This is a genomic window from Streptomyces sp. GDS52 (genome assembly GCF_052246875.1).
GTDB lineage: Bacteria > Actinomycetota > Actinomycetes > Streptomycetales > Streptomycetaceae > Streptomyces > Streptomyces cathayae.
The window spans coordinates 4165832-4192808 of the sequence record NZ_CM125966.1; the positions used below are offsets into that span (position 1 = coordinate 4165832).

27 protein-coding genes and 1 tRNA gene are annotated in these 26977 nt (G+C 70.8%); 14 read left to right on the forward strand and 14 right to left on the reverse strand.

Annotation, left to right across the window (positions count from 1 at the left end; all coding sequences use genetic code 11):
* The first annotated feature begins 12 nt into the window (after window positions 1-12).
* The 4 genes from ACTWJ9_RS19095 to ACTWJ9_RS19110 all read left to right on the forward strand — a co-directional run bounded on the left by ACTWJ9_RS19095 (window position 13) and on the right by ACTWJ9_RS19110 (window position 1831).
* Window positions 13-381, forward strand: a complete 369-nt coding sequence (locus ACTWJ9_RS19095) for a type II toxin-antitoxin system RelE/ParE family toxin (protein ID WP_443295900.1) — start codon at window positions 13-15, stop codon at window positions 379-381.
* On the forward strand, window positions 381-704 hold the full coding sequence (locus ACTWJ9_RS19100) for a helix-turn-helix domain-containing protein (RefSeq protein WP_388703567.1): 324 nt from the start codon (window positions 381-383) through the stop codon (window positions 702-704). Before ACTWJ9_RS19095 ends, ACTWJ9_RS19100 begins: the two co-directional genes overlap by 1 nt.
* A gap of 429 nt (window positions 705-1133) precedes the next feature.
* The gene (locus ACTWJ9_RS19105; RefSeq protein ID WP_279335449.1) at window positions 1134-1406 is read left to right on the forward strand and encodes a hypothetical protein; all 273 of its coding nucleotides are present in this window, start codon (window positions 1134-1136) and stop codon (window positions 1404-1406) included.
* Window positions 1403-1831 carry a type II toxin-antitoxin system VapC family toxin gene (locus ACTWJ9_RS19110; RefSeq protein WP_279335450.1) on the forward strand — a complete coding sequence of 143 codons (429 nt, stop codon included), beginning with the start codon at window positions 1403-1405 and terminating at the stop codon, window positions 1829-1831. Before ACTWJ9_RS19105 ends, ACTWJ9_RS19110 begins: the two co-directional genes overlap by 4 nt.
* Before the next feature lie 206 nt (window positions 1832-2037).
* Here ACTWJ9_RS19110 and ACTWJ9_RS19115 read toward each other — a convergent pair.
* From ACTWJ9_RS19115 to ACTWJ9_RS19145, 7 genes are all read right to left on the reverse strand, one after another.
* Window positions 2038-2110, reverse strand: a tRNA-Arg gene (locus ACTWJ9_RS19115).
* 202 nt (window positions 2111-2312) lie between these two features.
* A complete protein-coding gene (locus ACTWJ9_RS19120) occupies window positions 2313-3302 on the reverse strand; it encodes a zinc-dependent alcohol dehydrogenase family protein (protein WP_443294495.1) in 990 nt (329 codons plus the stop codon).
* On the reverse strand, window positions 3299-4099 hold the full coding sequence (locus ACTWJ9_RS19125) for a carbohydrate ABC transporter permease (RefSeq protein WP_279338021.1): 801 nt from the start codon (window positions 4097-4099) through the stop codon (window positions 3299-3301). Before ACTWJ9_RS19125 ends, ACTWJ9_RS19120 begins: the two co-directional genes overlap by 4 nt.
* A 107-nt stretch (window positions 4100-4206) precedes the next feature.
* Entirely contained in the window at window positions 4207-5172 is a 966-nt protein-coding gene (locus tag ACTWJ9_RS19130) for a carbohydrate ABC transporter permease (RefSeq protein ID WP_279335452.1), read from the reverse strand.
* 198 nt (window positions 5173-5370) lie between these two features.
* On the reverse strand, window positions 5371-6741 hold the full coding sequence (locus ACTWJ9_RS19135) for an ABC transporter substrate-binding protein (protein WP_279335453.1): 1371 nt from the start codon (window positions 6739-6741) through the stop codon (window positions 5371-5373).
* A 181-nt stretch (window positions 6742-6922) separates the two neighbouring features.
* The gene (locus tag ACTWJ9_RS19140) at window positions 6923-7684 is read right to left on the reverse strand and encodes a DeoR/GlpR family DNA-binding transcription regulator (protein ID WP_279335454.1); all 762 of its coding nucleotides are present in this window, start codon (window positions 7682-7684) and stop codon (window positions 6923-6925) included.
* A 355-nt stretch (window positions 7685-8039) separates the two neighbouring features.
* Complete coding sequence (locus ACTWJ9_RS19145; protein WP_387038774.1) at window positions 8040-9410, reverse strand: M6 family metalloprotease domain-containing protein; 1371 nt, start codon at window positions 9408-9410, stop codon at window positions 8040-8042.
* A 345-nt stretch (window positions 9411-9755) separates the two neighbouring features.
* Here ACTWJ9_RS19145 and ACTWJ9_RS19150 point away from each other — a divergent pair, with 345 nt between their 5' ends.
* The gene (locus ACTWJ9_RS19150) at window positions 9756-10400 is read left to right on the forward strand and encodes a TetR/AcrR family transcriptional regulator (RefSeq protein WP_388703580.1); all 645 of its coding nucleotides are present in this window, start codon (window positions 9756-9758) and stop codon (window positions 10398-10400) included.
* 215 nt (window positions 10401-10615) lie between these two features.
* On the forward strand, window positions 10616-12208 hold the full coding sequence (locus ACTWJ9_RS19155; protein ID WP_388703583.1) for an MFS transporter: 1593 nt from the start codon (window positions 10616-10618) through the stop codon (window positions 12206-12208).
* 84 nt (window positions 12209-12292) lie between these two features.
* Here the strand turns inward: ACTWJ9_RS19155 and ACTWJ9_RS19160 are convergent, their stop codons facing one another.
* Window positions 12293-12838, reverse strand: a complete 546-nt coding sequence (locus ACTWJ9_RS19160; RefSeq protein ID WP_279335458.1) for a MarR family winged helix-turn-helix transcriptional regulator — start codon at window positions 12836-12838, stop codon at window positions 12293-12295.
* Window positions 12839-13002: 164 nt separating this feature from the next.
* Here ACTWJ9_RS19160 and ACTWJ9_RS19165 point away from each other — a divergent pair, with 164 nt between their 5' ends.
* From ACTWJ9_RS19165 to ACTWJ9_RS19175, 3 genes are all read left to right on the forward strand, one after another.
* Window positions 13003-13788: a dioxygenase family protein gene (locus tag ACTWJ9_RS19165; protein WP_279335459.1), complete on the forward strand. Its 786-nt coding sequence runs from the start codon at window positions 13003-13005 to the stop codon at window positions 13786-13788.
* Between the two features lie 533 nt (window positions 13789-14321).
* Window positions 14322-15320 carry a sigma-70 family RNA polymerase sigma factor gene (locus ACTWJ9_RS19170; protein WP_279335460.1) on the forward strand — a complete coding sequence of 333 codons (999 nt, stop codon included), beginning with the start codon at window positions 14322-14324 and terminating at the stop codon, window positions 15318-15320.
* Window positions 15321-15692: 372 nt separating this feature from the next.
* Window positions 15693-16448, forward strand: coding sequence for a TetR/AcrR family transcriptional regulator (locus ACTWJ9_RS19175; protein ID WP_443294496.1), 756 nt, complete (start codon window positions 15693-15695; stop codon window positions 16446-16448).
* Between the two features lie 80 nt (window positions 16449-16528).
* On the opposite strand, the gene ACTWJ9_RS19180 is transcribed toward ACTWJ9_RS19175, so the two are convergent.
* Window positions 16529-17497, reverse strand: a complete 969-nt coding sequence (locus tag ACTWJ9_RS19180; RefSeq protein ID WP_443294497.1) for a helix-turn-helix transcriptional regulator — start codon at window positions 17495-17497, stop codon at window positions 16529-16531.
* Window positions 17498-17714: 217 nt separating this feature from the next.
* Between ACTWJ9_RS19180 and ACTWJ9_RS19185 the strand changes: the two genes are divergently transcribed.
* The 4 genes from ACTWJ9_RS19185 (at window position 17715) to ACTWJ9_RS19200 (ending at window position 22279) form a co-directional block, all read left to right on the forward strand.
* A complete protein-coding gene (locus ACTWJ9_RS19185; RefSeq protein WP_279335462.1) occupies window positions 17715-18476 on the forward strand; it encodes a DeoR/GlpR family DNA-binding transcription regulator in 762 nt (253 codons plus the stop codon).
* The gene (gene pfkB / locus ACTWJ9_RS19190; protein WP_279335463.1) at window positions 18473-19420 is read left to right on the forward strand and encodes a 1-phosphofructokinase; all 948 of its coding nucleotides are present in this window, start codon (window positions 18473-18475) and stop codon (window positions 19418-19420) included. Before ACTWJ9_RS19185 ends, pfkB begins: the two co-directional genes overlap by 4 nt.
* A 187-nt stretch (window positions 19421-19607) precedes the next feature.
* Window positions 19608-21767 carry a fructose-specific PTS transporter subunit EIIC gene (locus ACTWJ9_RS19195; RefSeq protein WP_387038760.1) on the forward strand — a complete coding sequence of 720 codons (2160 nt, stop codon included), beginning with the start codon at window positions 19608-19610 and terminating at the stop codon, window positions 21765-21767.
* A gap of 170 nt (window positions 21768-21937) precedes the next feature.
* Complete coding sequence (locus tag ACTWJ9_RS19200; RefSeq protein WP_279335465.1) at window positions 21938-22279, forward strand: hypothetical protein; 342 nt, start codon at window positions 21938-21940, stop codon at window positions 22277-22279.
* Between the two features lie 52 nt (window positions 22280-22331).
* Here ACTWJ9_RS19200 and ACTWJ9_RS19205 read toward each other — a convergent pair whose 3' ends face one another.
* Together ACTWJ9_RS19205 and ACTWJ9_RS19210 are read right to left on the reverse strand one after the other, a co-directional pair.
* Window positions 22332-23087: a DUF6227 family protein gene (locus ACTWJ9_RS19205; protein ID WP_279335466.1), complete on the reverse strand. Its 756-nt coding sequence runs from the start codon at window positions 23085-23087 to the stop codon at window positions 22332-22334.
* Window positions 23088-23324: 237 nt separating this feature from the next.
* Window positions 23325-24401 carry a P1 family peptidase gene (locus tag ACTWJ9_RS19210; protein ID WP_387038757.1) on the reverse strand — a complete coding sequence of 359 codons (1077 nt, stop codon included), beginning with the start codon at window positions 24399-24401 and terminating at the stop codon, window positions 23325-23327.
* A gap of 85 nt (window positions 24402-24486) precedes the next feature.
* Between ACTWJ9_RS19210 and ACTWJ9_RS19215 the strand changes: the two genes are divergently transcribed.
* On the forward strand, window positions 24487-24663 hold the full coding sequence (locus tag ACTWJ9_RS19215) for a hypothetical protein (RefSeq protein ID WP_109380318.1): 177 nt from the start codon (window positions 24487-24489) through the stop codon (window positions 24661-24663).
* A gap of 40 nt (window positions 24664-24703) precedes the next feature.
* Here ACTWJ9_RS19215 and mscL read toward each other — a convergent pair whose 3' ends face one another.
* From mscL to ACTWJ9_RS19230, 3 genes are all read right to left on the reverse strand, one after another.
* Window positions 24704-25174 carry a large conductance mechanosensitive channel protein MscL gene (gene mscL, locus ACTWJ9_RS19220; protein ID WP_279335468.1) on the reverse strand — a complete coding sequence of 157 codons (471 nt, stop codon included), beginning with the start codon at window positions 25172-25174 and terminating at the stop codon, window positions 24704-24706.
* Between the two features lie 138 nt (window positions 25175-25312).
* Window positions 25313-25849 (reverse strand): RcpC/CpaB family pilus assembly protein, encoded by a 537-nt coding sequence (locus ACTWJ9_RS19225; protein ID WP_279335469.1) that lies wholly within the window; start codon window positions 25847-25849, stop codon window positions 25313-25315.
* A gap of 219 nt (window positions 25850-26068) precedes the next feature.
* Window positions 26069-26911, reverse strand: a complete 843-nt coding sequence (locus ACTWJ9_RS19230; RefSeq protein ID WP_279338023.1) for an S-methyl-5'-thioadenosine phosphorylase — start codon at window positions 26909-26911, stop codon at window positions 26069-26071.
* Between the last annotated feature and the right edge of the window lie 66 nt (window positions 26912-26977).

A 26977-nucleotide genomic window follows, 5' to 3' on the forward strand; every position in this document is an offset into this window, starting at 1 on the left:
GCCGTTGATTGCATGACGGAGCGGTGGGAGATCGGGATCGAACCCGAGGGGCGGGATTGGCTGGAGCTGCTTCCGTTTCGCCTCTACCGGCGGGTGGAGGACAAGACGGACCGTCTCCTGGACGAGCCGACGACGCTTGGTGAGCCGTATTCGCGTCCCCTGGGTGGCAAGCTGCGTGAGCTGCGTTTCGAGTCGGACGGTGAGGCCGTGCGTATCCCGTACCGGCTTGCCCCCGGGCAGCGGATCGTTCTGCTGACGGTGTTCCGCAAGACGCGGATGCGTGAGGCGGCGGAAGTCGAGCGTGCGCACCAGGCCCAGAAGGTCTGCGAGGCCGAGCACGGCCGGGCCCAGTACACCTACGGTCGGTGCGAGGGGAGTTGATGCATCACAGCACGTGGAGGACGCGTCGGGCCCGGCAGCTTGCGGGTGAGGCGGTGGAGTGCGACCAGGAGTGCGTCGACGCTCGGCTGGTCGGCGACCTCGGGCAGGCTGTCTACGACCGTCGGATCGAGCTCGGCCTGTCCCGGGCCGAGTTGGCCGAGCGGGCCGGGATGACGCAGCCTCAGGTGTCCCGGATGGAGGGCGGCGACACCGTGCCGACGCTCCCGCTGCTGCGACGCCTGGCCAAGGCCCTGGACGGCACCCTGAACCTGGCCATCGACGAGGGCGACTCCCGCGTCACCTTCACCCCGCACGCCGCCTGAAACCGAACCGCCAAAGACCCCGGACCATGATCGGTCCGGGGCCTTTGGCCTGGTGCCCCCGGCAGGATTCGAACCTGCGACACCCCCTTTAGGAGTTTTCCCTGGTCAGGGCTGTGACCTGGGCAGACGTAGCCCGCAGTGCACCTGACCTGCGAAATCGCTTCTCCACGGCTCTCGTGTGTTCTCAGCCATTCCCGGCCTCATGTGTGCTGAATCCGTTCCGGTCGGCCGCTGGGCCGGGGTGGGTACCTGATGCGGAGCCTCATTGACGAGGGCGACCGGGCGCACTCCGTAAGAACTGCCGCTGTGGCTCGGCGGGCAGGCATGATGAATGCCCCGCTTCCGCCCCAAAGCTGTGAGCGGGCAGGTGGGAACCCGTAGCCTGGGACCAGCAGCAGTACGCAGCCTGATCAAGCGGAGGGGATGCCGATGACCACAGCCCCGAGCGGTGTGCCTCACCCGCCACCCCCGTCGTCGCACCCGCTGCGGACCATCCGTGACATCCGGGAGTCCCTGCCCGAGGACCAGCGTCGGCACTTCGACGCAGAGCTCGCCGACACGGAGATCGAGGCACTGCCCGAGATGCTGCACCGCTGGGTGGCCTTGAGCAACGACGGCTTCGAGGAGTTCCTGCTCTCCCGGCCGTTCGAGGGTCTGGAGTTCGGTGCCCGTTCCTACGACGAGCAGACGGACACCGAGTGATCTACCTGTTCGACACCAACGTTGTCGCCGAACTCACGACCCGGGCCACGCCCGACCCGCGCGTTCTGACCTGGTTCAGGTCCACAGCCCGGCCCAACCGCTTCCTGAGTGTGATCACTGTGGCCGAGATCGAGGTCGGCGTGGCCGCCGCCCCGGATCCCGCACGACAGGCGCGCTACGCCCGAGCCCTCGCTGCGGTACGGCACGAATACCGCGATCGCATCGCGCCGATCGGCGAATCGGAAGCGGCTGCCTACCTGACCATCCACAAGACGCTCAAAGCCGCAGGCGCCAGCATCGACCCACCGGACGCACTGATCGCCGCCACCGCCCTGGCCAACGGGTGGACGGTCGCCACCCGCAACATCAAACACATGGCCCGAACCGGGGCCCTGGTGGTCAATCCATGGGAAGAGAAGCTGTAGGCGGTACTCAGGGCACGAGCCACCCTGCTGGCGCCGCCCCGGGGTTGGCGCAAACTCTCTTCTCGTCTTCAACCGCTCCGGGATTCCGCAGACCCATAGCGGATCGCCATGACTCACGGGTCGACGAGGCGGCTGGGTGGTGTGCTGTAAACGCAGGGGCCCTCCAGTCCATCGGACGGAAGGGCCCCTGACCAGGTGTTTCTCTGTGCCCCCGGCAGGATTCGAACCTGCGACACCCGCTTTAGGAGAGCGGTGCTCTATCCCCTGAGCTACGAAGGCGAAGGCGTCCCCCGGGAGGGAGTGAGCCTACTGGTCGGGCATGGTGCGGGGTGCTCCGCGGTCTTGCTCGGTTGCGGGGCGCGGCGTACCGATGACCGACCAGGGACAGCGTAGCGGATGCGTGCCGGTGAGGGTCGTCGGTATAGGGGCAGGGGAGGGGGAGAGGGCCGGGCGGGCGCCCGGCCCTCTCCGTCCGCCCGTGTCAGGGGGTGACGAGGATCTTTCGGCCCTGGCCCGCTGCGAACTGGGCCATGGCCTCCGGGTAGCGGTCCAGCGGGATGCGGTCGCTGATGAAGACGTCCGGGTCCAGGACGCCGGTGGCGAAGAGGTCGGCGGCGCGTTCGTAGCTGTGCAGGACGGCCATCGAGCCGGTGATGGTGATCTCCTGGTTGTAGATGCGGTAGGGGTCGATGGTCACCCGGGTGGCGTAGTCGGCGACGCCGAACTGCAGGAAGGTGCCGGCCTTGGCGACGCGGTCCAGGCCGTCCTGGATGGCGGCGGCGTTGCCGGTGGCGTCGATGACGAGGTCCCAGCCCTGGGGTCGGTCCAGTTCGTCCGCGTCGGCGGCGGTGGCGGAGACGCCGAGCTGGTGGGCGGTGGCGAGGCGGTCGGGGTTGAGGTCGACGACGTCCACGCGGGCCGCGCCGGTGCGCTTGGCCAGTTCCAGCATCATCAGGCCCATGGTGCCGGAGCCGTAGATCAGGACGTGGGCGCCGAGGCGGGACTGCAGGACGTCGTAGCCGCGGACCGCGCAGGAGAGGGGCTCGATCAGGGCGGCGTCCTGGGTGCGGACGTGTTCGGGCAGTTTGACGCAGTTGGCCACCGGGGCCACCGCGTACTGGGCGGCTCCGCCGGCGGTGGTGACGCCGATGGCGGCCCAGCGTTCGCACATGTTGTTGTGGCCGGTGCGGCAGTGGCGGCACTCGTAGCAGTACAGGGAGGGGTCCACGGCGACCCGGTCGCCGAGGGAGAGTTCGGTGACCGCGCTGCCGAGGCCGACGACCTCGCCGGCGAACTCGTGGCCGGGCACGATGGGCAGCTTGGGGGCGAACTCGCCCTGGAGGATGTGCAGGTCCGTCCCGCACAGCCCGCAGGCGGCGACCTCGACGACGACGTCGCGGGGACCCGGGGTGGGGTCGGGGACCGTGGTGACGGTCACCTTGCCGGGGGCTTCGATGAGGGCGGCTTTCACTTGACTGCTCCTAGGGACAGACCGCGGACCAGCTTGTCCTGGGCGGCCCAGCCGGCGATGAGGACGGGCAGGGACACCAGGGTGGCGGCGGCGCACAGACGGGCGAGGAAGAGACCCTCGTTGGTGATGAACCCGACGAGGAACACCGGGGCGGTGGAGGCGTTGGTGGCGGTGAGGTTGACGGCGAACAGGAACTCGTTCCAGCTGAAGATGAAGCAGATCAGCGCGGTGGCGGCGACCCCGGGCATGGCGACGGGGCCGACGATGCGCAGCAGCACGGTGGGGAGTCCGGCGCCGTCGACCTCGGCGGCCTCCAGGATCTCCTTGGGGACTTCGGCGAGGAAGGAGCGCATCATCCACACCGCGATCGGCAGGTTCATCGCGGTGTAGAGGACGATCAGGGTCCAGACGTTGTCCAGCATCCCGGCGTCCTTGGCGATCAGGTAGATCGGCAGCAGCGCCGCGATGACGGGCAGGAACTTCGTCGACAGGAAGAAGAACATCACGTCGGTCCACTTCTCGACCGGCTTGATGGACAGCGCGTAGGCCGCCGGAATCGCCAGGGCCAGGACGAGGAGTGTCGAAATGACGCTCGCCATGGCCGAGTTGAGAAGGTACGGGGTGATGTCCCGGCCCAGCAGCAGTTCGTACTGGTCCAGGGTGAAGGGGGCGAGCAGGCTGGGCGGGTTGGTGGCGGCGTCGGACTCCTGGTGGAAGCTGGTCAGCACCATCCAGGCCACCGGGGCGAAGAAGGCCAGGGTGGCGAGCCAGGCGACGAAGGCCCACACCGGGCTCAGCCGCGGTGAGTCGCCCTGACCGCCCTGACCGCCCTGCTCGTTCTTGCGGCGGAGGAACTTCTTGGGCCCGGCCGCGGGAGCGGCGTCCGGCGCCGCTTGGGTGATGGTCACCGGGAGACCTCCTCACGGAACAGCGACGCGATGGTGCGCAGGGCGAACGTGGCGATGACGATGGCACCGATCACCACGACCACACCGGCGGCGGCCGCCTCGCCGTACTCGTACTTGCGGAACATGGTCAGGTAGATCTCGTAGGGGAGGTTGGTGGTCTGCGAACCGGGGCCGCCCTGGGTGATGGTGAAGACCGCGTCGAAGGTCTGCACGACGTAGATGGTGCCGAGCAGGACGCCCAGTTCGATGTACTGCCGCAGGTGGGGCAGGGTGATGTGGCAGAAGGTCTGCCAGGCCGAGGCGCCGTCGACCCGGGCGGCCTCCAGCACGTCACCGGGCTGGGCCTGGAGCCCGGCCAGCAGGATGAGCATCATGAACGGGGTCCACTGCCACACCAGCGAGACGATGACGGCCGGCATCGCGGAGTTCGACAGCCAGTCGATGGTGGGGCCGTTCTCGGCTCCGAAGAGGCGGTAGACGGCGTTGAGGGTGCCGTTGAGGAGGCCGTAGTCGGGGTTGTAGATGGCGTGCTTCCACAGCAGCGCGGCGGCCACGGGCATGACCAGGAACGGCGTGATGAGCAGGGTGCGGGCCAGGCCCCGGCCGGGGAAGCGGCGGTCGAGCAGGAGCGCCAGTCCCAGTCCGAGGAGCACGCTGAGGATCACCACCGACGCGGTGAGCGCGATGGTGTTCAGGACCGCCGTGCGCAGCCTCTCGTCGGTGAAGACGAAGCCGTAGTTGGACAGGCCGGTGAAGTGCCGTTCGCCCGGCTTGAGGATGTTCCACTGGAAGGTCGAGATGACGAGCGTGGCCACGAACGGCAGTTGGGTCACGACGACCGTGAAGATCAGTGCCGGCAGCAGGGGGATGCGCCGCCGCCATTTGTTCGGCGTCTCACGTTTGCCCGGCCGGTGCGGGGGGTCTGTGCGCACCGTTCGGGGTGCGGGGGTGAGCGTGGTCATGAGGGGTCCTTGGGCCGGCCGGTCGCAGCCGAGCGCGGCCGGGGGTGGGGAAGGAGGCGGTGCCCGGTCGGCGGACGCCGACGGGATGACGTCCGCCGATGCGGAGGAGGGTGTACCGGGCACCGCGGCGGGGGCGCTGCCCGTCGGGGCGTCGGGGACCGACGGGCAGCGGGATTCACCGGAGGGTGACCGGGCGGGTCACCGGTAGTTCTTGGCGACTTCCTCCGCGAGCTTCTGGCCCTTCTCCAGGGCCTTGTCCACGCTGGTCTTGCCCGCGATGGCCGCGGAGATGTCCTGCGTCACCTTGGTGCCGAGGTCCTGGAACTCGGGGACGGCCACGAACTGGACGCCCACCGTGGGCCGCGGCTGCACACCGGGGTTCGTCGGGTTCGCCTGCTCGATGGACTTGACGGTGATGTCACCGAAGGCCGCCGACGCCTCCTTGTACTGGGGGATCTCGTAGGTGCTGGCCCGCTTCCCGGCGGGAACCCGCGGCCAGCCCAGCTTCTCGCCGACGAGCTTCTCGTACTCCTTGCCGGACGCCCAGAGCATGAACTTCGAGGCGGCGTCGGCCTTCTTGGTGGTCTTCGGCATCGCCCACGCCCAGGTCCACAGCCAGCCGGAGCTGTCCGTCTTGTCCACCGGCGCGTACGCGTAGCCGACCTTGCCCGCGATCTTGCTGGAGCTGGGGTCCTCCAGCGGTCCCGCCGCGCTGGTCGCGTCGTACCACATCGCGACCTTGCCCTGGCTCATGGCGTTGAGGCACTCGGTGAACCCGGACTGCGCGGCGCCCGACTGACCGTGCTTCCTGACCAGATCGACGTAGAAGTCGGTGGCCTTCTTGAACTCGGGGCTGTCGACCTGGGCCTTCCAGTCCTCGGTGAACCAGGTGCCGCCGAAGGTGTTGACCACGGTCGACAGCGACGCGCCGAGTTCGCCCCAGCCGGCCAGGCCGCGCAGACAGATGCCCTTCATGCCGGGGCGTGCGCCGTCGGCCTTGGCGGCGATGTCGGCGACCTGCTGCCAGGTCGGCTTCTCGGGCACGGTGATGCCCTTCTCCTCCATGACCTCCTTGTTGTACATGAGGAAGGAGGACTCGCCGTAGAACGGAAGCGCGTACAGCTTGTCGTCCTCGCCGGACAGGGACTGGACCATGGGCTTGAGCAGGTCGTCCTTGTCGAAGGCGGCGTCCTTCTCGGCGTAGGAGCTCAGCTCCTGCAGCCAGCCGTTCTTGTTCCAGATGGGCACCTCGTAGGCGCCGATGGTGGCGACGTCGTACTGGCCGGCCTGGGTGGCGATGTCCTGGGTGACCTTGTCGCGCAGTTCGTTCTCGGGAAGGATCGTGAAGTTCACCTTGATGCCGGTGTCCTTGGTGAAGGTGTCCTTCGTCAGCTTCGCGATGTCCTCCATCTGCGGGTTGCCGACCATGAGGACGTTGATGCTCTCGCCCCCGGCTTCCGAACTCGACCCGCCGGCCCCGCTGCACGCGGCCAGCAGTGAACCGGCGGAGACGGCGACGAGTACGGCGCGGATGGTTCTCCGGGATCGGGCGGTCTGGTGGGTGGACATGGTTGGCTCCAGGGGTGTTCGAGGGCGTGGAGGGCCCGCGCCCGGTCGGGCGAGTGGCGAGTGCGTGGTGTGTGTGCTGCGTGGTGTGCGTGGTGTCTGGTGCGTGATGGGCGGTGTCTGGTGCGTGGTGTGTGGCGGATGGTGCGTGGTGCGTGGCGTGTGATGGGGGGAGAGCGGCGGGTCAGACCCGGATGACCTGTGGTCCCAGGAGGACGTAGTGACGGGCTTCGGAGGCGGGGAGCCCGGTGTCGGTGACGATCGCCTCCAGGTCGCCGATACCGGCGAAACGGCAGAGGCTGGCCGCTCCGAACTTGCTGTGGACGCCCGAGAACACCCGGCGTCGGGACACCGCCATGACCCGTGTCTTCACATCGCTCACCGCGGGGTTCGGAGTGGTGAGACCCCACTGGCGGGAGACGCCGTTCGCGCCGATGTAGGCCAGGTCGATGACGAGGTCGGACAGCGTGGGGGTCACCCAGTGGTCGACGGTCGCCAGCGTGGCGCCGCGGACACGGCCACCGAGCAGCAGCACGGTGATGTTCTCGGCGGAGGCCAGGGTGCCGGCCGTGGCGAGGGAGGAGGTGATCACGGTCAGCGGCCGGTCGCGCGGCAGGCCGGCGGCGATGAGCTGCGGGGTGTAGCCCTCGTCGATGTACACCGTCTTCGCGTCACCGAGCAACTCCACGGCTGCGGCGGCGATCCGCGACTTCTCCCTGACCTGGCTGGTGGTGCGGTAGGAGAGCGTCGTCTCGAAGCCGGAGCTCTCGACGGGGTAGGCGCCGCCGTGGGTTCGCCGCACCAGCCCGTGAGCCGCCAGCAGGTTCAGGTCGCGCCGTACGGTTTCCTTGGAGATGCCCAGGTCGGCGGCCGTCCTGGCGACGTCCACCGAGCCGGCCCGGCGCGTCGCTTCCAGGATGGAGCGTCGGCGTTCTTCGGCGTCCACGGTGACACCTCCCCTGCGCGCCTTGAGCCGACACTCGGTCGGTTCGTTTCCGGTGTGGCGCGATCGCGCCAGGCAGAGTCCGGTCCGTTCGGACTCTTGCGGACTATTTATGGCTACGCGCAGGCTTATGACCAGGCAAAACGTCATGCGTTTCGTGACCGGATGTGCCCGCTTCGCAGGGGCTGTTCCCGCAGACAGGGGCCTTCTTCGGCCAAAAACGAAGCATGATCCCCACCCGGACCGCTCGGAACGGTGCCCGTTTGCTGCCTGCTTCGTTTTCGCGCCGCCTGTTTTCCGACGGCGGAAGTGAGTCCTCGCCCGCCCGGCCGGGCACGCGAGGGTCTCGGACGAGGGTTCAGCCTCGGGTGATCCGGACCCGGTACTCCGGCGTTTTCGAGTCCGAGCCGGGTCCGGATCCGGAGCCCGTGTCGAAGGCCGAGTCCGAGCCCGTGTCGGAGGCCGAGTCCGTGTTCGGGGTGGTCGGCTCCAGGACCTCGACGCGGATTCCCGCCTTGCGGTCGACGAAGGTCTCGCCGGGGGTGAAGGTGGCGTCGGAGAGTTCCGCGTGGACGTTGGGGCTACGGGTGCAGCCGCCACTGTCCCGACGGGAGTCGTAGACCGTGACGGGGCCCATTCCGGTGTCGACGTCCGCGTCGACCTTGTAGACGAGGATGCCGGGGCGGCACACCGCCTCGTCGTTGCCGGCCCGGGTGCGGAACTCGACGGCGTAGCCGGAGCCGGTGTCCAGCGGGAGGAAGACGAGTTTCGGGCCGCCCGACTCGGCCAGCGGCGTCAGGGTGTACTCCCTGGTGCCCGTGCCCGCCGCGCAGTGCACCTGGGGCGCGTCCAGCCAGCCCAGTTTCCACTTGTGCCAGCCGAGCAGGTCGTTGTTGGCGCCCCAGTCCTCGCTCATGATGTCCCAGTGGCCCGCGGCGCTGCCGCCCTCGGCCGTGTAGAGGTCGGGCAGACCGAAGACGTGGCCGTTCTCGTGGGGGAGGACGCGGTAACCCGTGCGGTCCAGGGAGCCGGAGCCGTCGTCCTGGCGGGAGTAGACGAACGACGCGTTGGCGACGGGGACGCCGTCCGCGGTCGGGGCCTCCGTGTTGCCCGCGAAGGTCACCGACAGGACCGTGTCCAGGGCGGAGGGCCCCGCGTTCGGGGTCACCAGTACGTTCACCAGGTCGTACGCGCCGAAGTCCACCTTCGGATCCGCCTCCGCCACGAGGTCCCGGACCAGTTCGCGGTAGTCGGGGGCGAAGGGGGCGCCGCGCTCTATGCCGTAGTCCCGGAACGACTTGGGCATCCGCAGCCAGTCGGGGATCGGCAGCTCGGGGCGGTAGTCGAGGCGGCCGTAGGAACTGGTCCGGAACCACTCCTGCGTCTGCGGGAAGAACTCCCGGTAGCGGTCGAGGGCGTCGCCCTCGCCGGGGGCGTCCGAGAAGTCGACCAGGAGGGTGAGGGCGCGAACGGTGCCGGTGGAGCGGACGTAGCCGGCGCCCGTGGGGATGCCCTCCGACATCTGCACCTCGCGGGCGCTGCTGATCATGCACGGGCCGTGTGAGGAGGCGGGGGCCAGGGCGCTGGGGCCGGCGCCGGGGGCCGAGGTGTACGGGGAGAGGTGGCCGTTGCCGGCCGAGGGGAGGGCGGCGAGGGTCAATGCGGTCACGGACGCCAGGGCGGCCAGTCGGCGCGGGGATATCCGGCTGCTGGTCGACTGCGCCTGCATGCGGGGGACCTCCGCTCCACACGGCAGCCGCCGGTCTCCGACTGCACCCTTTCGATCACCCTCTGTCGCGGGATGCGCGGGCGCGCGCTGGAGGGGCCGATCGTGCGGTTTCCGGCCGGGAGGACGAGAGGGCGGCGGGGAGGCGGTGGCGGCTGCCCGCGTGGAGGTGACTCAGGTCACATCAGAAGTTTCCCGGGTGGGAAATAAGCGGGGACCGCTTCCCCGTTTGGACCTGTGTTCGCGTGAAGCGGGGAGTTCTTCCCCGGATCGCGAGGACGAGCAGAACAGCAGCGAGTGGAACATCAGCGAGCAGTGCATCAGCGAGCAGGACGACAGGAGTGCATCGTGCAGACCGCCCCTTCCGTATCGCGCAAGGTCTCCCGGCCCCGTGCCGACGCCCTGCGCAACCGGGAGCGGATCGTCACCGCCGCCCGGGAGATGTTCGTCGAGTTCGGCCCCGACGTGCCCTTCGACGACATCGCCCGACGGGCCGGCGTGGGCAATGCCACGGTGTACCGCAACTTCCCCGACCGCGGCGCGCTGGTGCGCGAGGTCGTGTGCGCCGTGATGGACCGTACGGCGGAGGCGGCCGAGCGTGCGCTCGCCGAGACCGGGGACGCCTTCGAGGCGCTGGAGCGCTTCGCGCACACCGCTGCCGACGAGCGGATCAGTGCGCTGTGCCCGATGATCGCCGACACCTTCGACCAGAACCATCCCGACCTGGGGGCCGCGCGGGTACGTGCCGAGGGGCTCGTCGCACAGATCATGGACCGCGCCAAGGCGGCGGGTCAGCTCCGTGCCGACGTGGACTTCGGTGATCTGCTGGTCGGTGTCGCCCAGCTCAGTCGGCCGCCGGCCGGTACGGGGTGCCTCGACGCCGACCGGTTCGTCCACCGCCATCTTCAGCTGTTCCTGGACGGGATGCGGGCCCCGGCCCGCGGTGTCCTGCCGGGCGCGGCGGTGACCGTGGAGGATCTGCGCGCGCGCTGAGCGTTCCCTGACCGAGTTCCAGACCGAGTTCCCATCCGAGTACCAGTCCGAGTTCCCATCCGACTTTCAGGCCCAGTTCCAGACCGAGTTCCAGACCGAGTTCCGTAGAGCTGTCTCAACGGCCGTCCTCTGTGGGCGAGTCGTTCCCTGACGACATCGTTTTTTCATCTCAAGCTCTGAATTTTCCGTCACGAAGTTCCGAAGTGGGTACCCCCATGTCTGAAACAGCGTCAAAGTCCCCCGGCGTACCGGGAGCACGGAAGACACCAGGAGCACAGAACGCACCGGACGCCAACCGCTGGAAAGCGCTCGGCTTCATCGCGCTCGCCCAGCTGATGGTCGTCCTGGACGCCACCATCGTGAACATCGCCCTGCCCTCCGCCCAGCAGGACCTGGGCATCTCCGACGGCAACCGGCAGTGGGTCGTCACGGCCTACGCCCTCGCCTTCGGCGGGCTGCTCCTCTTCGGCGGCCGGACAGCCGACCTGTGGGGCCGCAAGCGGGCCTTCGTGCTCGGCCTGGGCGGCTTCGCCGCGGCCTCCGCGCTGGGCGGCGCGGCCACCAACGAGGCCATGATGTTCGGTGCCCGTGCGCTGCAGGGCGTGTTCGGCGCGCTGCTCGCGCCGGCCGCGCTGTCCCTGCTCGCGGTGATGTTCACCGACGGCAGGGAGCGCGCCAAGGCGTTCGGCATCTACGGTGCGATCGCGGGCGGCGGGGGCGCCGTCGGTCTGATCCTCGGCGGTTTCCTCACCGAGTACCTGAACTGGCGCTGGACGTTCTTCGTGAACATCCCGTTCGCCGTCGTCGCCGCGCTCGGCGCGTACTTCGTCATCCGTGAGCCGAAGGGCGGCCGCAACCGCTCGCCGCTGGACATCCCCGGCGTGGTGCTGTCCACCCTGGGCCTGGTCGCGCTCGTCTACGGCTTCACCCGCGCCGAGTCCGAGGGCTGGAGCGACTCGCTGACCGTCGGCATGTTCGTCGCCTCGGCCGCCCTGCTCCTGACGTTCGTCCTGGTCGAGTCCCGGGTCAGGGCGCCGCTGCTGCCGCTGCGCGTGATCACCGAGCGCAACCGCGGCGGGGTCTACCTCTCACTGGGCCTGGCGGTCATCGCGATGTTCGGCCTGTTCCTCTTCCTGACCTACTACCTGCAGGTCGTGAAGGGCTACTCGCCGGTCAGGACCGGCTTCGCCTTCCTGCCGATGGTCGCGGGCATGATCACGGGCTCCACCCAGATCGGCGCCCGCCTGATGACCCGGGTCGCGCCCCGGCGGCTGATGGGACCCGGCTTCCTGGTCGCCGCGGTCGGCATGCTGCTGCTGACCCGGATGGAGATCGGTACCTCCTACGCCGCCGTACTGCTGCCCGGCATGCTGCTGCTCGGTCTCGGCATGGGTACGGCGTTCATGCCGGCCATGTCGCTGGCCACCTCGGGCGTCGAGCCCCGGGACGCGGGCGTCGCCTCCGCGATGGTCAACACCTCGCAGCAGGTGGGCGGCGCGATCGGTACGGCCCTGCTGAACACGATCGCGGCCTCGGCCACCACGTCCTACGTCGCCGACCACATCGGCGGCGCCGCGAGCCGGTCCCAGCAGCAGACGGTGCGGCTCGAGGGCATGGTGCAGGGCTACACCAGCGCGATCTGGTTCGCCGTCGGCATCCTCGTCCTGGCCGCGGTCATCGCCCTGGTCCTCGTCGACGCGGGGCGCCCGGCGACCACGGTCACCGGGCCCTCCGACGGGGCCGGGCGGGGCGCGGGGGGCACCGAGGGCGCTCCGGAGGAAGCGGTGGTGCCGGTCGTCGCCCACTGACCGGCACCCCTTCGGTCCACCCGTACGGGTGAGGAGGGGACGCCTCGTCCGTACGGCTCCCAGGACCTGCCCCGGCTCCCGCGCTCAGCGGAGCCAGGGCAGGTCCGCACCCGCTTCGCTGGGCTGAAGTCCCTCGGCGACGATCTCCATGATCTCGCCGAGGGACTTCTGCTGTTCGGGGGTGAGCCGGTCGAGGAGCGCCTGCCGTACGGCGTGCACATGACCGGGTGCGTGCCGGCTCAGCACCTCGAAGCCCTCGTCCGTCAGTACGGCGAACTGGCCGCGCTTGTCGGAGGGGCAGTCCTCGCGGCGCACCCAGCCGTTCTTCTCCAGGCGGGCCACGGCGTGCGAGAGACGGGAGCGGGTGATCTTCGCCAGCATCGCCAGCTCGGTCATCCGCAGCCGACGCTGCGGTGCCTCGGCGAGTTTGACCAGCAGGCTGTAGTAGAGGTGAGGCATGCCCGCGTCCCGCTGGAGCTGGCGGTCGAGGTGGTCCTCCAGGAGGGTGCTGGCCTCGATGTACGAGCGCCAGACGCGCTGTTCCTCGTCGTTCAGCCAACGTGGTTCGTCGGTGCGTGCCGGGTCGGGGGCCGGACCCGGGGCCGGTGCGGAGGTGGGTGCCGTCGTCATGTACTCACTGTACGACGCTTCTGCTTGAAGGTTAAACAAAATTACGGTAGGGTTGGGGCAGAGGTTGAGGTTTCAAGTAAAAACCGCGCCAGCCCACGGCAGTCCGTGTCGGTCCGTCCTGGTCCGTGACGGATCTGCGCCGATCACCGGAAGGAGTCGCAGCCATGACCGCCGCCACTCAGGAACGCATGCCCGCGCTGTACCTCAGCCACGGCGCCCCGCCGCTGGCCGACGACCCCGTCTGGCCCGGTCAGCTGGCCGCCTGGTCCGCGGAACTGCCCCGTCCGAAGGCGATCCTCGTCGTCTCCGCCCACTGGGAGGAGGCCCCGCTCGCCCTCGGCGCCACCGAGACGGTGCCCCTCGTCTACGACTTCTGGGGCTTCCCCGAGCACTACTACCAGGTGAAGTACGGCGCCCCCGGCGCCCCCGCGCTCGCCGAATCCGTACGCAAGCTGCTGCGCGCCCCCGGCATTCCCGTGCAGGACGTTCCCGACCGCGGGCTGGACCACGGCGCCTACGTCCCGCTGGTCGAGATGTTCCCCGGGGCCGACATCCCGGTGCTCCAGGTCTCCATGCCGACCCTGGACCCGGTGAAGCTCATGGACATCGGGCGGAAGCTCGCGCCGCTGCGTGACGAGGGCGTGCTGATCATCGGTTCCGGCTTCTTCACCCACAACCTGGCCGCGCTGCGGCAGGGCGGCATCCCCAGGTGGTCGGTGGAGTTCGACGACTGGGGCAACCGGGCCCTGGACACCGGCGACGTGGACGGGCTGCTCGACTTCACCCGCAAGTCCCCGGCGGGCGCGCTCGCCCACCCGCGCACCGAGCACTTCGCACCGCTCTTCGTGACCATGGGCGCCGCGGACGCCGCCGGCGACCTGGACACGCAGAAGTCGGTGATCGACGGGTTCTGGCTGGGGCTGGCGAAGCGGTCGGTTCAGTTCGGCTGAGCAGTGAGGACTGAGGACTGAGCGCTGGGGGCCGAGCACAAAGGGCCGAGGGCTGCAGTCGCGGTGACGGAGAGGGTGGCGGGTGGCCGGAGTGTCCGGTGCCCGCCACTCGGCATCGCCCAGGAGGACTCCGTGACAACCATCGAGGGGTGCGGACCGTCTACAGGGGAGAGCGGTCCGGGGCGGGGTGGTGCTCCTCCGGAGTGAAGGCCGCGTACCGAATGTGATTGCCGTCTCACGCGGGCATCGGTCCTGCGGATCGGTGGGCGGTGTCGGATCACCCCCCGCCACCGGCCTGACCTGGGCCTTCACGTAAAGCGACGGCACCCGTGCCCTCTGTGGCCCGACAGGGTACTGCATGATCAGAAAAATCGGGGGGCAGGTTGGGAATTCTGTCCGGATTCCAGTCGTTGTTTCCAACAGATGCCGGGCACTCGAGCAGAGTCCGCATGAGATCGAGACGCAGACCTGACCGTACGTGCCGAGTATCCGCAGGAACCACCCGCTGACCTCATCATCGTAAGGGAGCAAGCATGGCAACCCGTGCCGTCGCCCGTCGTAAGTCCGCCTCCGGCGAGACGGCCGACTCGGCAAGCAGTGTTCGCGCCCATCGCGGCGAGATCGCCGACCGTGACCTGGTCGGGATGTACCTCGACGAGATCGCGCGCACGCCGCTGCTCGACGCAGCCAAGGAAGTCGAGCTTTCCCAGATCATCGAAGCGGGTGTGTTCGCACGGCAGATCCTCGACGGCACCGAGGAGAACACGGTGGGGGCCACCACCGAGGAGCTCCAGGTGCTGTACGACGCGAGCGAGCAGGCCAAGGACGTCTTCATCCGTTCCAACCTGCGTCTGGTCGTCGCGGTCGCCCGCCGCTACCCCCGCAGCGGTCTGCCGCTGCTGGACCTGATCCAGGAGGGCAACGCCGGCCTGGTGCGCGCGGTCGAGAAGTTCGACTACCGCAAGGGCTTCAAGTTCTCCACCTACGCCACCTGGTGGATCCGTCAGGCCATCACGCGGTCGATCGCCGACCAGTCCCGCACCATCCGCCTGCCCGTCCACCTGGTGGAGGAGCTGGGCCGGATCCGGCGCGTGCAGCGCGAGTTCAACCGCGAGCACGGCCGGGACCCCGAGCCCACGGAGATCGCCGCCGAGCTCGGTTCCACCCCGGAGCGGGTGACGGACGTGCTCGACTGGGCCCGTGACCCGGTCTCGCTGAACATGTCGGTGGACGACGAGGGGGAGACCCAGTTCGGCGACCTCCTGGAGGACACGTCGGCGGTGTCGCCGGAGCAGTCGGTGATGACGCTGCTGCGCAGCGAGGAGCTGGACGACCTCATAGGCCGTCTCGACCAGCGCACGGCCTCCATCATCAAGATGCGGTACGGCATCGAGGACGGCCGGGAGCGTACGCTGACCGAGGTCGGCAAGCAGCACGGCCTGACCCGTGAGCGCATCCGCCAGATCGAGAAGCACGCGCTGCTGGAGCTGAAGAAGCTGGCCCGCGACACCGGTTTCGACGCGGTGGCGTAGTGCCGGCGCGGAGCAGGAGCGCTGTGCCGTCGCTGTGAGGGCCGGAAAGGGGAAGACGGCGCAAACCTGACGCCGTGACACTGCTTCAACTCCCTGGGCTCAGGGAACAAGAAGGCAAGGCCCAGGAGTTCGGGTCTCGGGGTCTCGGCCTCCTGGGCCTTCTGAACCACGTCCCGTCGCACCACCCCCTGGCGCCGGGACTTCCCAGGCCGGGTTCGGCGCCCTCCCCCCGGGTGCCGAACCCGGCTTTTCCCCTCCCTGCCGGACTCCCCCCACCGGCCGGACGGGCGGGAAAGCGGGCCACCCCGGACCTGAACCCCGGGGTGGCCCACCAGATGGCAGATTGTGCCACATGGGCATAGCCTGCCGGGCGTGAGTAGCACGACCCCCACGCCTTCGACGCCATCCGGAGCCTCGGCTTCGCAGTCCCCGTCGGCTCCGCGGGCCTCGCGGGCCTCGCTGACCGAGCGGCGCAAGGCCGAGACCCGTATGGAGATCGCCCGCGCGGCGGCCGGTCTCTTCGTCCGTGAGGGCCTACGGGCCACCCGGGCCGAGGACATCGCCCAGGCGGCGGGCGTCGCCCCGCGCACCTTCTACCGGTACTTCGCCGCCAAGGAGGAGGCCGTCGCCCCCCTCTACGAGGCCGGGGCCCGGCGCTGGGTGGAGGCGGTGCGGACGGCGCCGCCCGGAACCCCCGTGCCGCAGGCCCTGGAGGACGCCGTGCGGTACACCCTGACACCGGGTGTCGGGGTGTCGGAGGCCTCCTGGGCGTGGGTGCGCGCCCTGATCCGGCTGGCACACACCGATCCGTCCCTGCGCCGGGTGTGGGCGGAGGCGTGCCAGGCGTCGGAGCGTGCGCTGGTGGAGGCGCTGGCGTCGCGGTCGGCGGCCGACGGGTCGGGGGGGAAACGGGTGACGGGTGGTCAACTCCCGTCCGACAACGTTGCCGTGGACACGCGGCTGCGCTTCGCCGCCGCCGTCGCCAGTGCCGCCGTACGCACGGCTACGGAGGGCTGGGCGGCGGGCGATGACCCCGCCGAGGGCCCACAGGGGCCGGCGGAACTGGCCCTGGCCAACCTCGCGGCGCTACGGGACTTCCCCTGGGACGATCTGACGGCGAGGTCCTGAGGTGTTCTCCTGATGGCGAGGCCCTGACGGCGATGTTCTGACCGCGGTGTCCTGACGGTGGAAGTCCGTGGGGCCCTCCTTCAGTGCCCTGCCGCCGCCCTCGTCATTCGCTCTCCCAACTCCCGTACGCTCTCCACCAGTTCTGCGGGCTTCCGCACCGTGAAGTCGTAGCCGGGCATGGCCAGGCACACCGCCGTCCAGTCCTTGGGGCCGTCCAGCGTCGTGCGCAGCCGGCAGCTCCGCTCGTCCAGCGGCTCGGGCGTGCCCAGCCAGCCCGGCAGCCGTGCCGCGACGGCTTCGGCCGGTGCGGCGAAGGTGACGTCGAGGTCGTACGACTCCTGTACGCGGTGCATGGACTGCCGCAGGTACTCCGCCGCGCTCCCGGTCGGCAGCTCACGCGGCGTGAACCTGGCCCCGGTCGCGAACGGCTCGCTCACCCGGTCGACGCGGAACGTGCGCCAGTCCGCGCGGTCGAGGTCGTACGCCACGAGGTACCAGCGCCGCTCGGTCGACACCAGTCGGTACGGCTCCGTCACCCGCCGGGACTCGGTGCCGTCGGCCGCCCGGTAGGCGAACCGCAGCCGTTCCCGCCCGGCCACCGCGGCGGCCATGACGGTCAGCGTCCCGGGTGCGATGGTCGGCCCGTCCCCGCTGATCAGCGGGGTGGTGGCGGCCTGGAGGGTGGTCACCCGGTGGCGCAGCCTGCCGGGCAGCACCTGCTCCAGCTTGGCCAGCGCCCGCACGGAGGCCTCCTCCACGCCTTCGAGGGCGTGCCCGGCACCGACACGCAGTCCGACCGCGATGGCCACGGCCTCCTCGTCGTCGAGCACCAGCGGTGGCATCGCCTTGCCCGCGACCAGCCGGTAGCCGCCGTCCGGGCCCAGCGTCGCCCGCACCGGGTAGCCGATGTCGCGCAGCCGGTCGATGTCCCGCCGGATCGTGCGGCGGGAGACCCCGAGACGGTCGGCGAGCTCTCCGCCGGGCCATTCGCGGGGCGTCTGGAGGAGGGAGAGGAGTTGGAGGAGCCGGGCGGGGGTGTCCGTCGTCATGGGCTCGAGGGTGCCGCAGGACCAGGACACGATCTGACCTGTTCCGGGTACCCGTTCAGCCGTTTCCGTGGCGCTGCCCGAGGGTGCCACCGGGAAACAGACACAAACAGAAGCCCGTTCGTGCCCGTTTGGATCCGTTCCTGTTTACTTTCCGGGCATCTCGCCGTAGCCTCGAAGAGAAACCACGCGTTCGGGCATTGGCCGGAGGTGAGTGAGCATGTACGCACCAGAGCGTCAGCAGGAGATCCTGCGGCTCGCCCGTGACGGCGGCCGGGTGGATGTGGTCTCGCTGGCTGAGCATTTCCAGGTGACGGCGGAGACGATCCGCCGGGACCTGAAGTCCCTCGATCGCGCGGGCCTGGTCCGCAGGGTGCACGGCGGGGCCATCCCCGTCGGACGCTTCGACTTCGAGCCGGACCTCGCCGAGCGTGAGACGACCGCCGCCGACGAGAAGGCCCGCATCGCCAAGGCCGCCCTCGCGGAACTCCCGAACGAGGGCACGGTGATCGTCGACGCCGGTTCGACGGTGGCGTTGTTCGCCGGCTCCCTGCCGGCGGAGCTCTCGCTCACCGTCGTCACCCACAGTCTGCCCATCGCGGCCCGCCTCGCCGACCACCCCGGCATCCAGCTGCACCTGGTCGGCGGCCGCGTGCGGCACCGTACGCGTGCCGCCGTGGACGCCTGGGCGCTGCGCGCGTACGGCGAGATCCGCGCGGACGTGCTGTTCGTCGCGGCCAACGGGTACTCCGTCGAACACGGTCTGACCACACCCGATCTCGCCGAGGCCGCGGTGAAGCGCGCGGCCATGGCGGCCGCCCGTCGCGTGGTGCTGCTCGCCGACTCCTCCAAGTACGGCCAGGAGCACTTCGCCCGCTTCGGCGGCATGAACGACGTGGACCTGCTGATCACCGACAGCAGGCTGAGCCCCGAGAACGCCCTCGCGATCGAGCGCGGCGGTACGGAAGTAGTGCGTGCATGATCCTCACGGTCACCCCCAACCCGTCCCTGGACCGTACGTACGAGGTCCCCGCGTTGGACCGCGGCGAGGTCATCCGGGCCACCGGCGAACGCGTGGACCCGGGCGGCAAGGGAGTCAACGTCTCCCGCGTCGTCGCCGCGGCCGGCCGGCGCACCGTGGCCGTACTGCCCCTGGGCGGCGCCCCGGGCGGCCTGGTCGCCGAACTGCTGGACGCGCAGGGCATCGAGGTCGCTCCGGTCCCGGTGGCCGGTGTCACCCGCTCCAACATCGCGCTCGCCGAGGCGGACGGTGTCCTGACGAAGATCAACGCGCCCGGTCCGGAACTGACGGCGGCCGAACAGGAGTTGCTCCTGGAGACGGTTCACCTGCAGGCGCGGGGCGCCGACTGGATCGCCTGCTGCGGCAGCCTTCCGCGCGGCCTGGAGCCCTCCTGGTACGCCGAGCTGGTCGCCCGGGCGCACGCCTCCGGGGTGCGCATCGCCCTGGACACCTCCGGGCCCGCACTGGTCGCGGCGCTGCGCGAGCGGCCCGACGTGGTGAAGCCGAACGCCGAGGAACTCGCCGAGGCCGTCGGACGCCCCCTGGCCACCGTCGGCGACGCGGTGAAGGCGGCCGGGGAGCTGCGCGAGATGGGCGCCCGCGCCGTGCTCGCCAGCCTGGGCGCCGACGGGCAGGTGCTCGTCGACGAGAACGGCGCCTGGTTCGGCACCGCCCGGGTGGACGTCGTCCGCAGCAACGTGGGCGCGGGCGACTCCTCGCTCTCCGGCTTCCTCATGGCCGGCGGGCACGGGCCGGAGGCACTCGCCTCGGCGCTCGCCCACGGAGCGGCGGCCGTCCAGACACCCGGCAGCGTGGTGCCCACGCCGAGCGACCTGGACCCGGGCGCGGTGACGGTCACGGCAACGGTGCCGGTCGACCGTGTACTGAAGGAGCCGGTGTCATGACCGTCCGTAGCACCTGTGCCGCGCGTGCCGCCCGTACCGCGCACACCCCCTCCGCTGCCTCGGGCGCCGACCCCGGCGCCGTCCTCCGCAGCCCCACCGTCCCCCACCGCATCACCGGCATCACTGTCCCCGTTATCCCTTTCGCCCACCCCACGCCACGGGCGATACGCGTGCGAAGGAGCCCGCGATGAGCGAGATGATCACCGCGGATCTGGTCGACCTCGACCTGTCCGCCGACACCAAGGAAGCGGCGGCGCGAGCCCTCGCCGAGCGGATGGTGACCCTCGGCCGGGTGACCGACCTGGAGGGTTTCCTCGCCGACGTGGCCGCCCGTGAGGCCCAGATGCCGACAGGCCTCGACGGCGGCATCGGCATCCCGCACTGCCGCAGCGAGCATGTCACCGAGCCGACGCTGGCCTTCGGGCGCAGCTCCGCCGGGATCGACTTCGGTGCCGCGGACGGGCCCGCCGACCTGATCTTCCTGATCGCCGCGCCGGCGGGTGCGGACGACGCTCATCTGACGATCCTTTCGTCGCTGGCCCGGAAGCTGATGAACGCCGAGTTCACCGACGCGCTCCGGTCGGTCGGAGACGCGGAGGGCGCGGCGGCGCTCGTCCGCGGGGACGAGCGGCCGGCGGCGGACGAGTCGGCGGCCACGGCATCCACGGCTGGGACCGGCAGCTCCGGCAGCCCCGCCGGTGCCACGGACACGGCGGGCACCGCGGGCACCGCGGACGTCAAGGACACCGCAGACTCCGTGGCGGCTCCGGTGGCGGCCTCCACCGGTGCCGCCACGGGTACCACCGACGCGGCGGGAGCCTCCGGTGCGGACGAGGGCGCGCGTCCCTTCCGGATCGTCGCCGTCACCTCCTGCCCCACCGGTATCGCCCACACGTACATGGCGGCCGAGGCGCTGGAGAACGCCGGCCGGGAGGCGGGCGTCGAGATCGCCGTCGAGCCGCAGGGCTCGGCGGGCTTCGAGCGGCTCGACCCGGCCGTGATCGCGGCGGCGGACGGTGTGATCTTCGCCCACGACGTGCCCGTCCGGGAGAAGGAACGCTTCGCGGGCAAGCCGACCGTCGACACCGGCGTCAAGGCGGGCATCAACCGCCCCGCCGAGCTGATCGCCGAGGTCCGCGGCAAGGCCGAGCGCGGTGAGGTCACCGCGGCCGCCGCCTCCACCGGTACGCCCGTGGACCGCGCCGGCGAACCCGGCGAGGGCTACGGCACCAAGCTGCGCAAGTGGCTCATGTCCGGCGTCAGCTACATGGTCCCGTTCGTCGCGGCGGGCGGTCTCCTCATCGCCCTCGGCTTCGCGATCGGCGGCTATGAGATCAACGAAGCGCCGTCGGTGATGGAACACTTCGCGTGGACCCAGGCCGCCAGCTGGGGCGCCCTGCTCTTCCAGATCGGCGGCGTCGCCTTCGGCTTCCTCGTCCCGGTCCTGGCCGGTTACATCGCCTACGGCATGGCCGACCGGCCCGGACTCGTGCCCGGCTTCGTCGGCGGTTCGATCTCCCTCACCATCAACGCCGGCTTCCTCGGCGGCCTCGCGTCCGGTCTGATCGCCGGTGCGGTCGTGCTGGCGATCCAGCGGGTGCGCATCCCGGCGTCGCTGCGCGGCATCATGCCGGTGGTGGTGATCCCGCTGATCTCCTCGGCGGTGGTCGGCTTCCTGATGTTCGTGGTGATCGGCAAGCCGATCGCCTCGGCGCAGAAGGGCATGACCGACTGGCTGAACGGCCTCACCGGAACCAACGCCATCCTGCTCGGCACCCTGCTCGGCCTGATGATGTGCTTCGACCTCGGCGGCCCCGTCAACAAGGTCGCGTACACCTTCGCCACGGCCGGTATCGCGGTCGCGAGCCCCAGCGACTCCGCGATGAAGATCATGGCCGCGGTGATGGCGGCCGGTATGGTTCCGCCGCTGGCGATGGCCCTGGCCACCACGGTCCGCGGCAAGCTCTTCAACCGGACCGAGCGGGAGAACGGCAAGGCCGCCTGGGTCCTGGGCGCCTCCTTCATCTCCGAGGGCGCGATCCCGTTCGCGGCGGCCGACCCGCTGCGCGTGATCCCCGCCTCGATGGTGGGCGGCGCGGTCACCGGCGCCCTGTCGATGGCCTTCGGTGCCACCCTGCGCGCACCCCACGGCGGTATCTTCGTGGTCCCGCTGATCGGCAACCCGTTCCTCTACCTGCTCGCCATCGCGGCGGGCGTCTGCGTCACGGCGGCTCTGGTGATCGTCCTGAAGAGCCTGGGCAGGTCGGCTCCGGGAGTGGACGGCGCGAACGCGGGCAAGGGCCCGGTGGCCTCGGCGGCCGAGGCGAAGCAGCCGGTGGCCGCGTGACACGGCAGCCGGAAAGGGCGGCGGATTGCCCCTTTAGGGCCGTATAGATGATTCCTGGGTGCTTATAGGTCACTCAAGGTGATTCGCAGCCGTTCACGGCAACTGCGATATAGATCACGTTCACCACGGTCCGGGACCAAAGTCCCGGACCGTGGTGTGTACTGGGGCGCATGCCTGAGCACGACTCGATCTTGAGGGTGGCGGGCGCCGCCGTCCTCACCGTGGTGGCCGTGGCCTGCACGGTGGGCCTGGCCGGTGTCCTGCGGCGCGGACGCGGACGCGGACGGGGCGGGGATGTTCACCCCTGGCAGGGACCGGAGCCCGGACCGAGGTCCGGGCCGGCGCCGGGGTACGCGGACCCGGCGGGGCAGGAGCTTCAGGCGCTGCGCGCGATTCCGCGTCAGCGGCGGACGGACCCGCGGGCGGAGGAGGTACGGCTCACGCCGGCGGAACGCGAGGCGTTCGCCGTGCTGGTGCGGCGCCTGGCCGGCGGCGCCGCGGGCGACCGTTGAACCGGGACCGGGACCGGGACGGGGCGGGGCCCGGGGTCCTCGGGGTCCGGGGTCAGGACACCTGTGCCGCGCGGCGCTCCATCGCGTCCCGGGCGGCGTCCTCGGTGACGTACACCTCGCACATGTGCCGTCCGTCGGGCGTGGCCGTGTGCTCCACTTCCCAGAGGGACATCTCCACGCCGTCACGCAGCAGGAACGCGTGCTCGTACAGGGAGAAGCTCAGTCCTGAACGCCCCGCCCGTCCCGCGCGGAACGGGCGGCCGAAGGCCTGGGTGATCTGGTGGGCGAACGCCGTGGTCAGCAGCGCGGCCGTGCCGGGGCCCGGACGGTCCGCGTTCTCCGCCCGGCGCAGTAAGCGGCGCGCGTGGTCCGCCGAACCGTCGGGGACGTAGACCGGGCGGGGTGTGGGGATCCGGGACAGCTGCACCACCACCGGCAGCTCGAAGTCCGGGGCCTCCGGCGGCAGCGGCAACCGGGCGGTCGCGACCCGCAGTTCCTCCTCGTCCGCGTACACCTCGTGCTCGGGCTCGCTGCCCGGGGTGGCGTTGTGGACGAGTTCCCAGAGGGTGAGCGCCGAGCCGTCGGCGAGCAGCCAGGTGTGCCGGTACGTCTCCCGGTGCAGGCCGGCGCTGTGATGCGCGGAGTGCAGCGAACTGTCGTGTGCCAGCGCGCAGTCGAGCCGGTGCACGGCCTCGTCGGGCAGTTCGAAGGAGTTCAGGGCACGGCCGAGCAGTCGCGCGAGGTGCTCCTCAGGAGACTCGGGCGAGTCGGCTGGTTCGTACGCTGCCGTCTCGTACGGAACGCTCAAGGTTTCTCCCGGCGTCGCTGCATGTCACCCAGTGGGTGCATACCGTAGCCCCTCGGGCGGACATCATGTCCGGGAACTGAGAAAAAGGTACGGCGGGAAAACGAACGAGAGACGCGGGAAATTCCCATCCGCTCCGGCGGACCTCTCGTACCTCCTGCTCAGTCGCCCCTCCCGGGGTGAGTCGCCGGGCCGTCGGCCGGTGAACCCGGACTCCGCTCAGCGGTCACCGCTCTCCGCTCACCGGTCGGCGCCGGTTCGCCCGTCGCTCCCTCCGCGTGTCCACGTGTCCGCCGCGCCGTACAACTCCCGGTACGACGGCCAGACTCCGCCCGGCCCGTCCACCGACTCGGCCGCGCGCACGGCCCGTACGATCGCGCGCGTCACCAGGTCGGCGCCGGCCGCGAGGATCGCGTTCAGAGCGAGGGGGGCGGCGTCGAGCGGGCGGGTGCCCGTGGCGAGGGCGAACACCGTGTCCCCGTCGTTGAGCAGATGCACCGGCCGCACCGCCCGCGCGATGCCGTCGTGCGCGGTACCGGCCAGCTTCTGCGCCTGGGCCTTGGACAGGTCCGCGTCGGTGGCGACCACCGCGAGTGTGGTGTTGAGCGGGGGAGGACCGCTCAGCTCGGCGAGGTCGGCGAGCCGCCGGAGCGCCGCCTCGTGCACCTCCGGGTCCGGATGACGGACCCGGCCACCCTGGAACAACTCCCCGTACAGCACCCCTGTTTCCGGATCCGTCACCGCGCCCGCCGCGTTGGCCACCACCAGCGCGGCCACCGTGATCCCCGAATCCAGCACCCTGCTCGCGGTGCCGACCCCACCCTTCACCGCTCCGACCACGGCCCCCGTGCCGGCGCCCACGCATCCCTCCGGCACCCGTGCCCCCGGTACGGTCGCCGCTGCCGCCTCCACCGCGGCCCGCCCGGTGGCCGCGTCCGGACGGGCCCGGAAGTCGCCGCCCCGGCCCAGGTCGAAGACGCAGGCGGCCGGCACCACCGGCACCACGTGGGCGGGTTCCGGTCCGACGCGGACTCCGCGGCCCCGCTCCTCCAGCCAGGCCATCACCCCGGAGGCCGCGTCGAGTCCGTAGGCACTGCCGCCGGTCAGGACGACCGCCTCGACCCTCTGCACGAGGTTGCGGGGATCGAGCGCGTCGGTCTCCTTCGTGCCGGGACCGCCGCCGCGTACGTCCACGGCGGCCACGGCACCGCCCTCGGGCGCGAGCACGACCGTGGTGCCGGTGAGCAGGCCGCCGCCGGAGCGGGTCGCGTGCCCCACGCGAACGCCGGCCACATCTGTGAGCGCGTCAACTGTCATGGCGCCAGTCTCGTGCAGGGCCCTCCTCCCGCGCGGTCACCGACGGAAACGGAAGAGCGGAACGGCGAGGTCGTACCCTGGAGGGATGAGCACCGCCCCCGAACCCCGGCCGCGCGAGCCGAAGCCCGCGCTGGTCTTCGACGATCCGCTGGACCAGCAGTCCTCGGACGACACGGACCGGGGATGGGGCGAGCGCCCGTCGGGCGACAGCGCCTCTGACCTGAAGCGCTTCCTCGACGAGAAGCCGCCCCACCACATCTGACCGGGCGCGGTCCGACGGCCGGGGGCCGTGCCGGTGCCGGCTATCGCCCGCCGTTGATCGAGCCGCGCTGTGCGACCAGCTCGTCGCGGATCTCCTTGAGCACCTCCAGCTCGGAGATCTCGACGATCTCCCGGGTGCCTTCCTTCGCCTTCCTGCGGGCCTCCACCCGGGCCAGGTAGCGAGCCATCGGCAGCACCATCAGGAAGTAGACGACAGCGGCCGTGATCACGAACTGGAGCGTCGAGCCGAGGACCGAGCCCCACAGGATGCTGACCCCCGTCGCGGCGTCTCCGGTGCCCTCGCAGGGGCCCTTCAGGCACGAGCTGTAGCTGTCCAGGTCCTGGGTGCCGAAGGCGCCGACCAGCGGATTGATCACGCCCTTCACCACCGAGTTGACGATGTTGGTGAAGGCCGCGCCGATGACCACGGCCACCGCCAGATCGACGACGTTCCCGCGCATCAGGAAGGCCTTGAAGCCCTGCCAGATGCTCGGTTCGTTCTTCTCGCTCACCTCGGAGCTCCATCCTGTAGGCGTGACGCCGGTGGCCGAACGCTCCGCAACCTACGACAGGGCATCGTCCATCTGCCCAGTGGGGCCCCTCGAACGGGGTGCGTGAGGTGAAGACGGCGTCAAGGGCCGGCGAATCCCTCACCCCAGCGTCACCGCCAGCCGTGCCGTGGTGCTCGCGCCCGCCAGCTCGGCAGCGGTGGCACGCGGAACCGACAGCACCACCAGGGCCCCGCCCGCGTCCGGGGTCTCCGGCGGCTCCGGCACCTCTGTGACCCGTGCTCCCCGCGCGACCACGCGGGCTCCACCGCCGGCCGCACCGCCCGCGCCCCGCTCCCCGGCAGCGATGACGTCGACCCGGTCGCCCGGCCGCAGCAGCCGCACCGTGGCGGCGTCGGCGATCCGCACCGGTGCCGTGACCCGGTCGCCCGCAGGCCGGGTCCCTGCGGCACGGTCTCCCGTGGACCCGTCCGCCGAGGCGGCCGACGCCGACGTGACCCGCGTGCCCGAAGCGCCGTCCGGATGCCCGCGGGACCGGTCCGTCTCCCGTGGGCCCGCCGCCACCAGCGCCACCGCCGTGACGGCGAGGCCGACCGCCGCGGCCCGCCGCCGGTGCCGGACGAGCCGGCCGGACCACAGCAGACCGTCACGCACCCGCACCGGCGCGAAGTGCGGCACCTCGCACCGGGGCGGGACACCGGCCGAAAAGGACGAGAAGGAGGAAGGAGAGGAAGGGAAGCGGTGCGAGGGCTCACGGGACGAAGAGAACGGCACGGGACACCACCTGCGGCGAGGGAACGGCTTGCGCACCCCACGATGAGGCTTCCCGCCGTTCTCCGCCGGAGCCTGTGGACACACCGCGCCCTGTGGAAAACTCCCTCACCCGAACGTGCGGCCCTACGGCAGCGCGAACCCCGGGTCCATCCCGCCCAGTGCCGAGGCGCACAGGCAGTCCCGCTCCTCGGTGGCGGGCAGCGCCGCCACCGTGTCGAAGAGCACGTTCCGCAGGCGGTCCACGTTCGCCGCGAACACCCGCAGCACCTCGTCGTGCGAGACGCCCTCGCCGGTCTCGGCGCCGGCGTCGAGGTCGGTGACCAGGGTCAGGGACGTGTAGCAGAGCTCCAGCTCACGGGCGAGCATTGCCTCGGGATGGCCGGTCATGCCCACCACCGACCAGCCCTGCGCCCGGTGCCACGACGATTCGGCGCGGGTGGAGAAGCGCGGCCCCTCGACCACGACCAGCGTGCCGCCGTCCACCGGTTCCCAGTCCCGTCCGCGCGCCGACTTCAGGGCGGCCGCCCGGCCGGTGGGGCAGTAGGGGTCGGCCGGCGACACGTGCACGACGTTCGGCACCGTGCCGTCGGGCAGCGGCAGCCCGTCGAAGTACGTGCCGACCCGGGACTTCGTACGGTCCACGAACTGGTCCGGGACCAGCAGCGTCCCCGGTCCGTACTCGGGCCGCAGCCCGCCCACCGCGCACGGTCCGAGCACCTGGCGGGCGCCGACCGACCTGAGTGCCCACAGGTTGGCCCGGTAGTTGATCCGGTGCGGCGGCAGATGGTGGCCGCGTCCGTGCCGGGGGAGGAAGGCGACCCGCCGGCCGGCCAGCTCGCCGAGGAAGAGGGAGTCGCTGGGCGCCCCGTACGGGGTGTCCACCCGGACCTCGGTCACGTCGTCGAGGAAGGAGTAGAAACCGGAGCCGCCGATCACGCCGATCTCGGCGTTCGCCTTGTGCACCATGTTCGCCATGCCCCGCACCCTAACCGCCCCGAAAACGCCCCGGGACCGCTCCCGGAAACGCCGAGG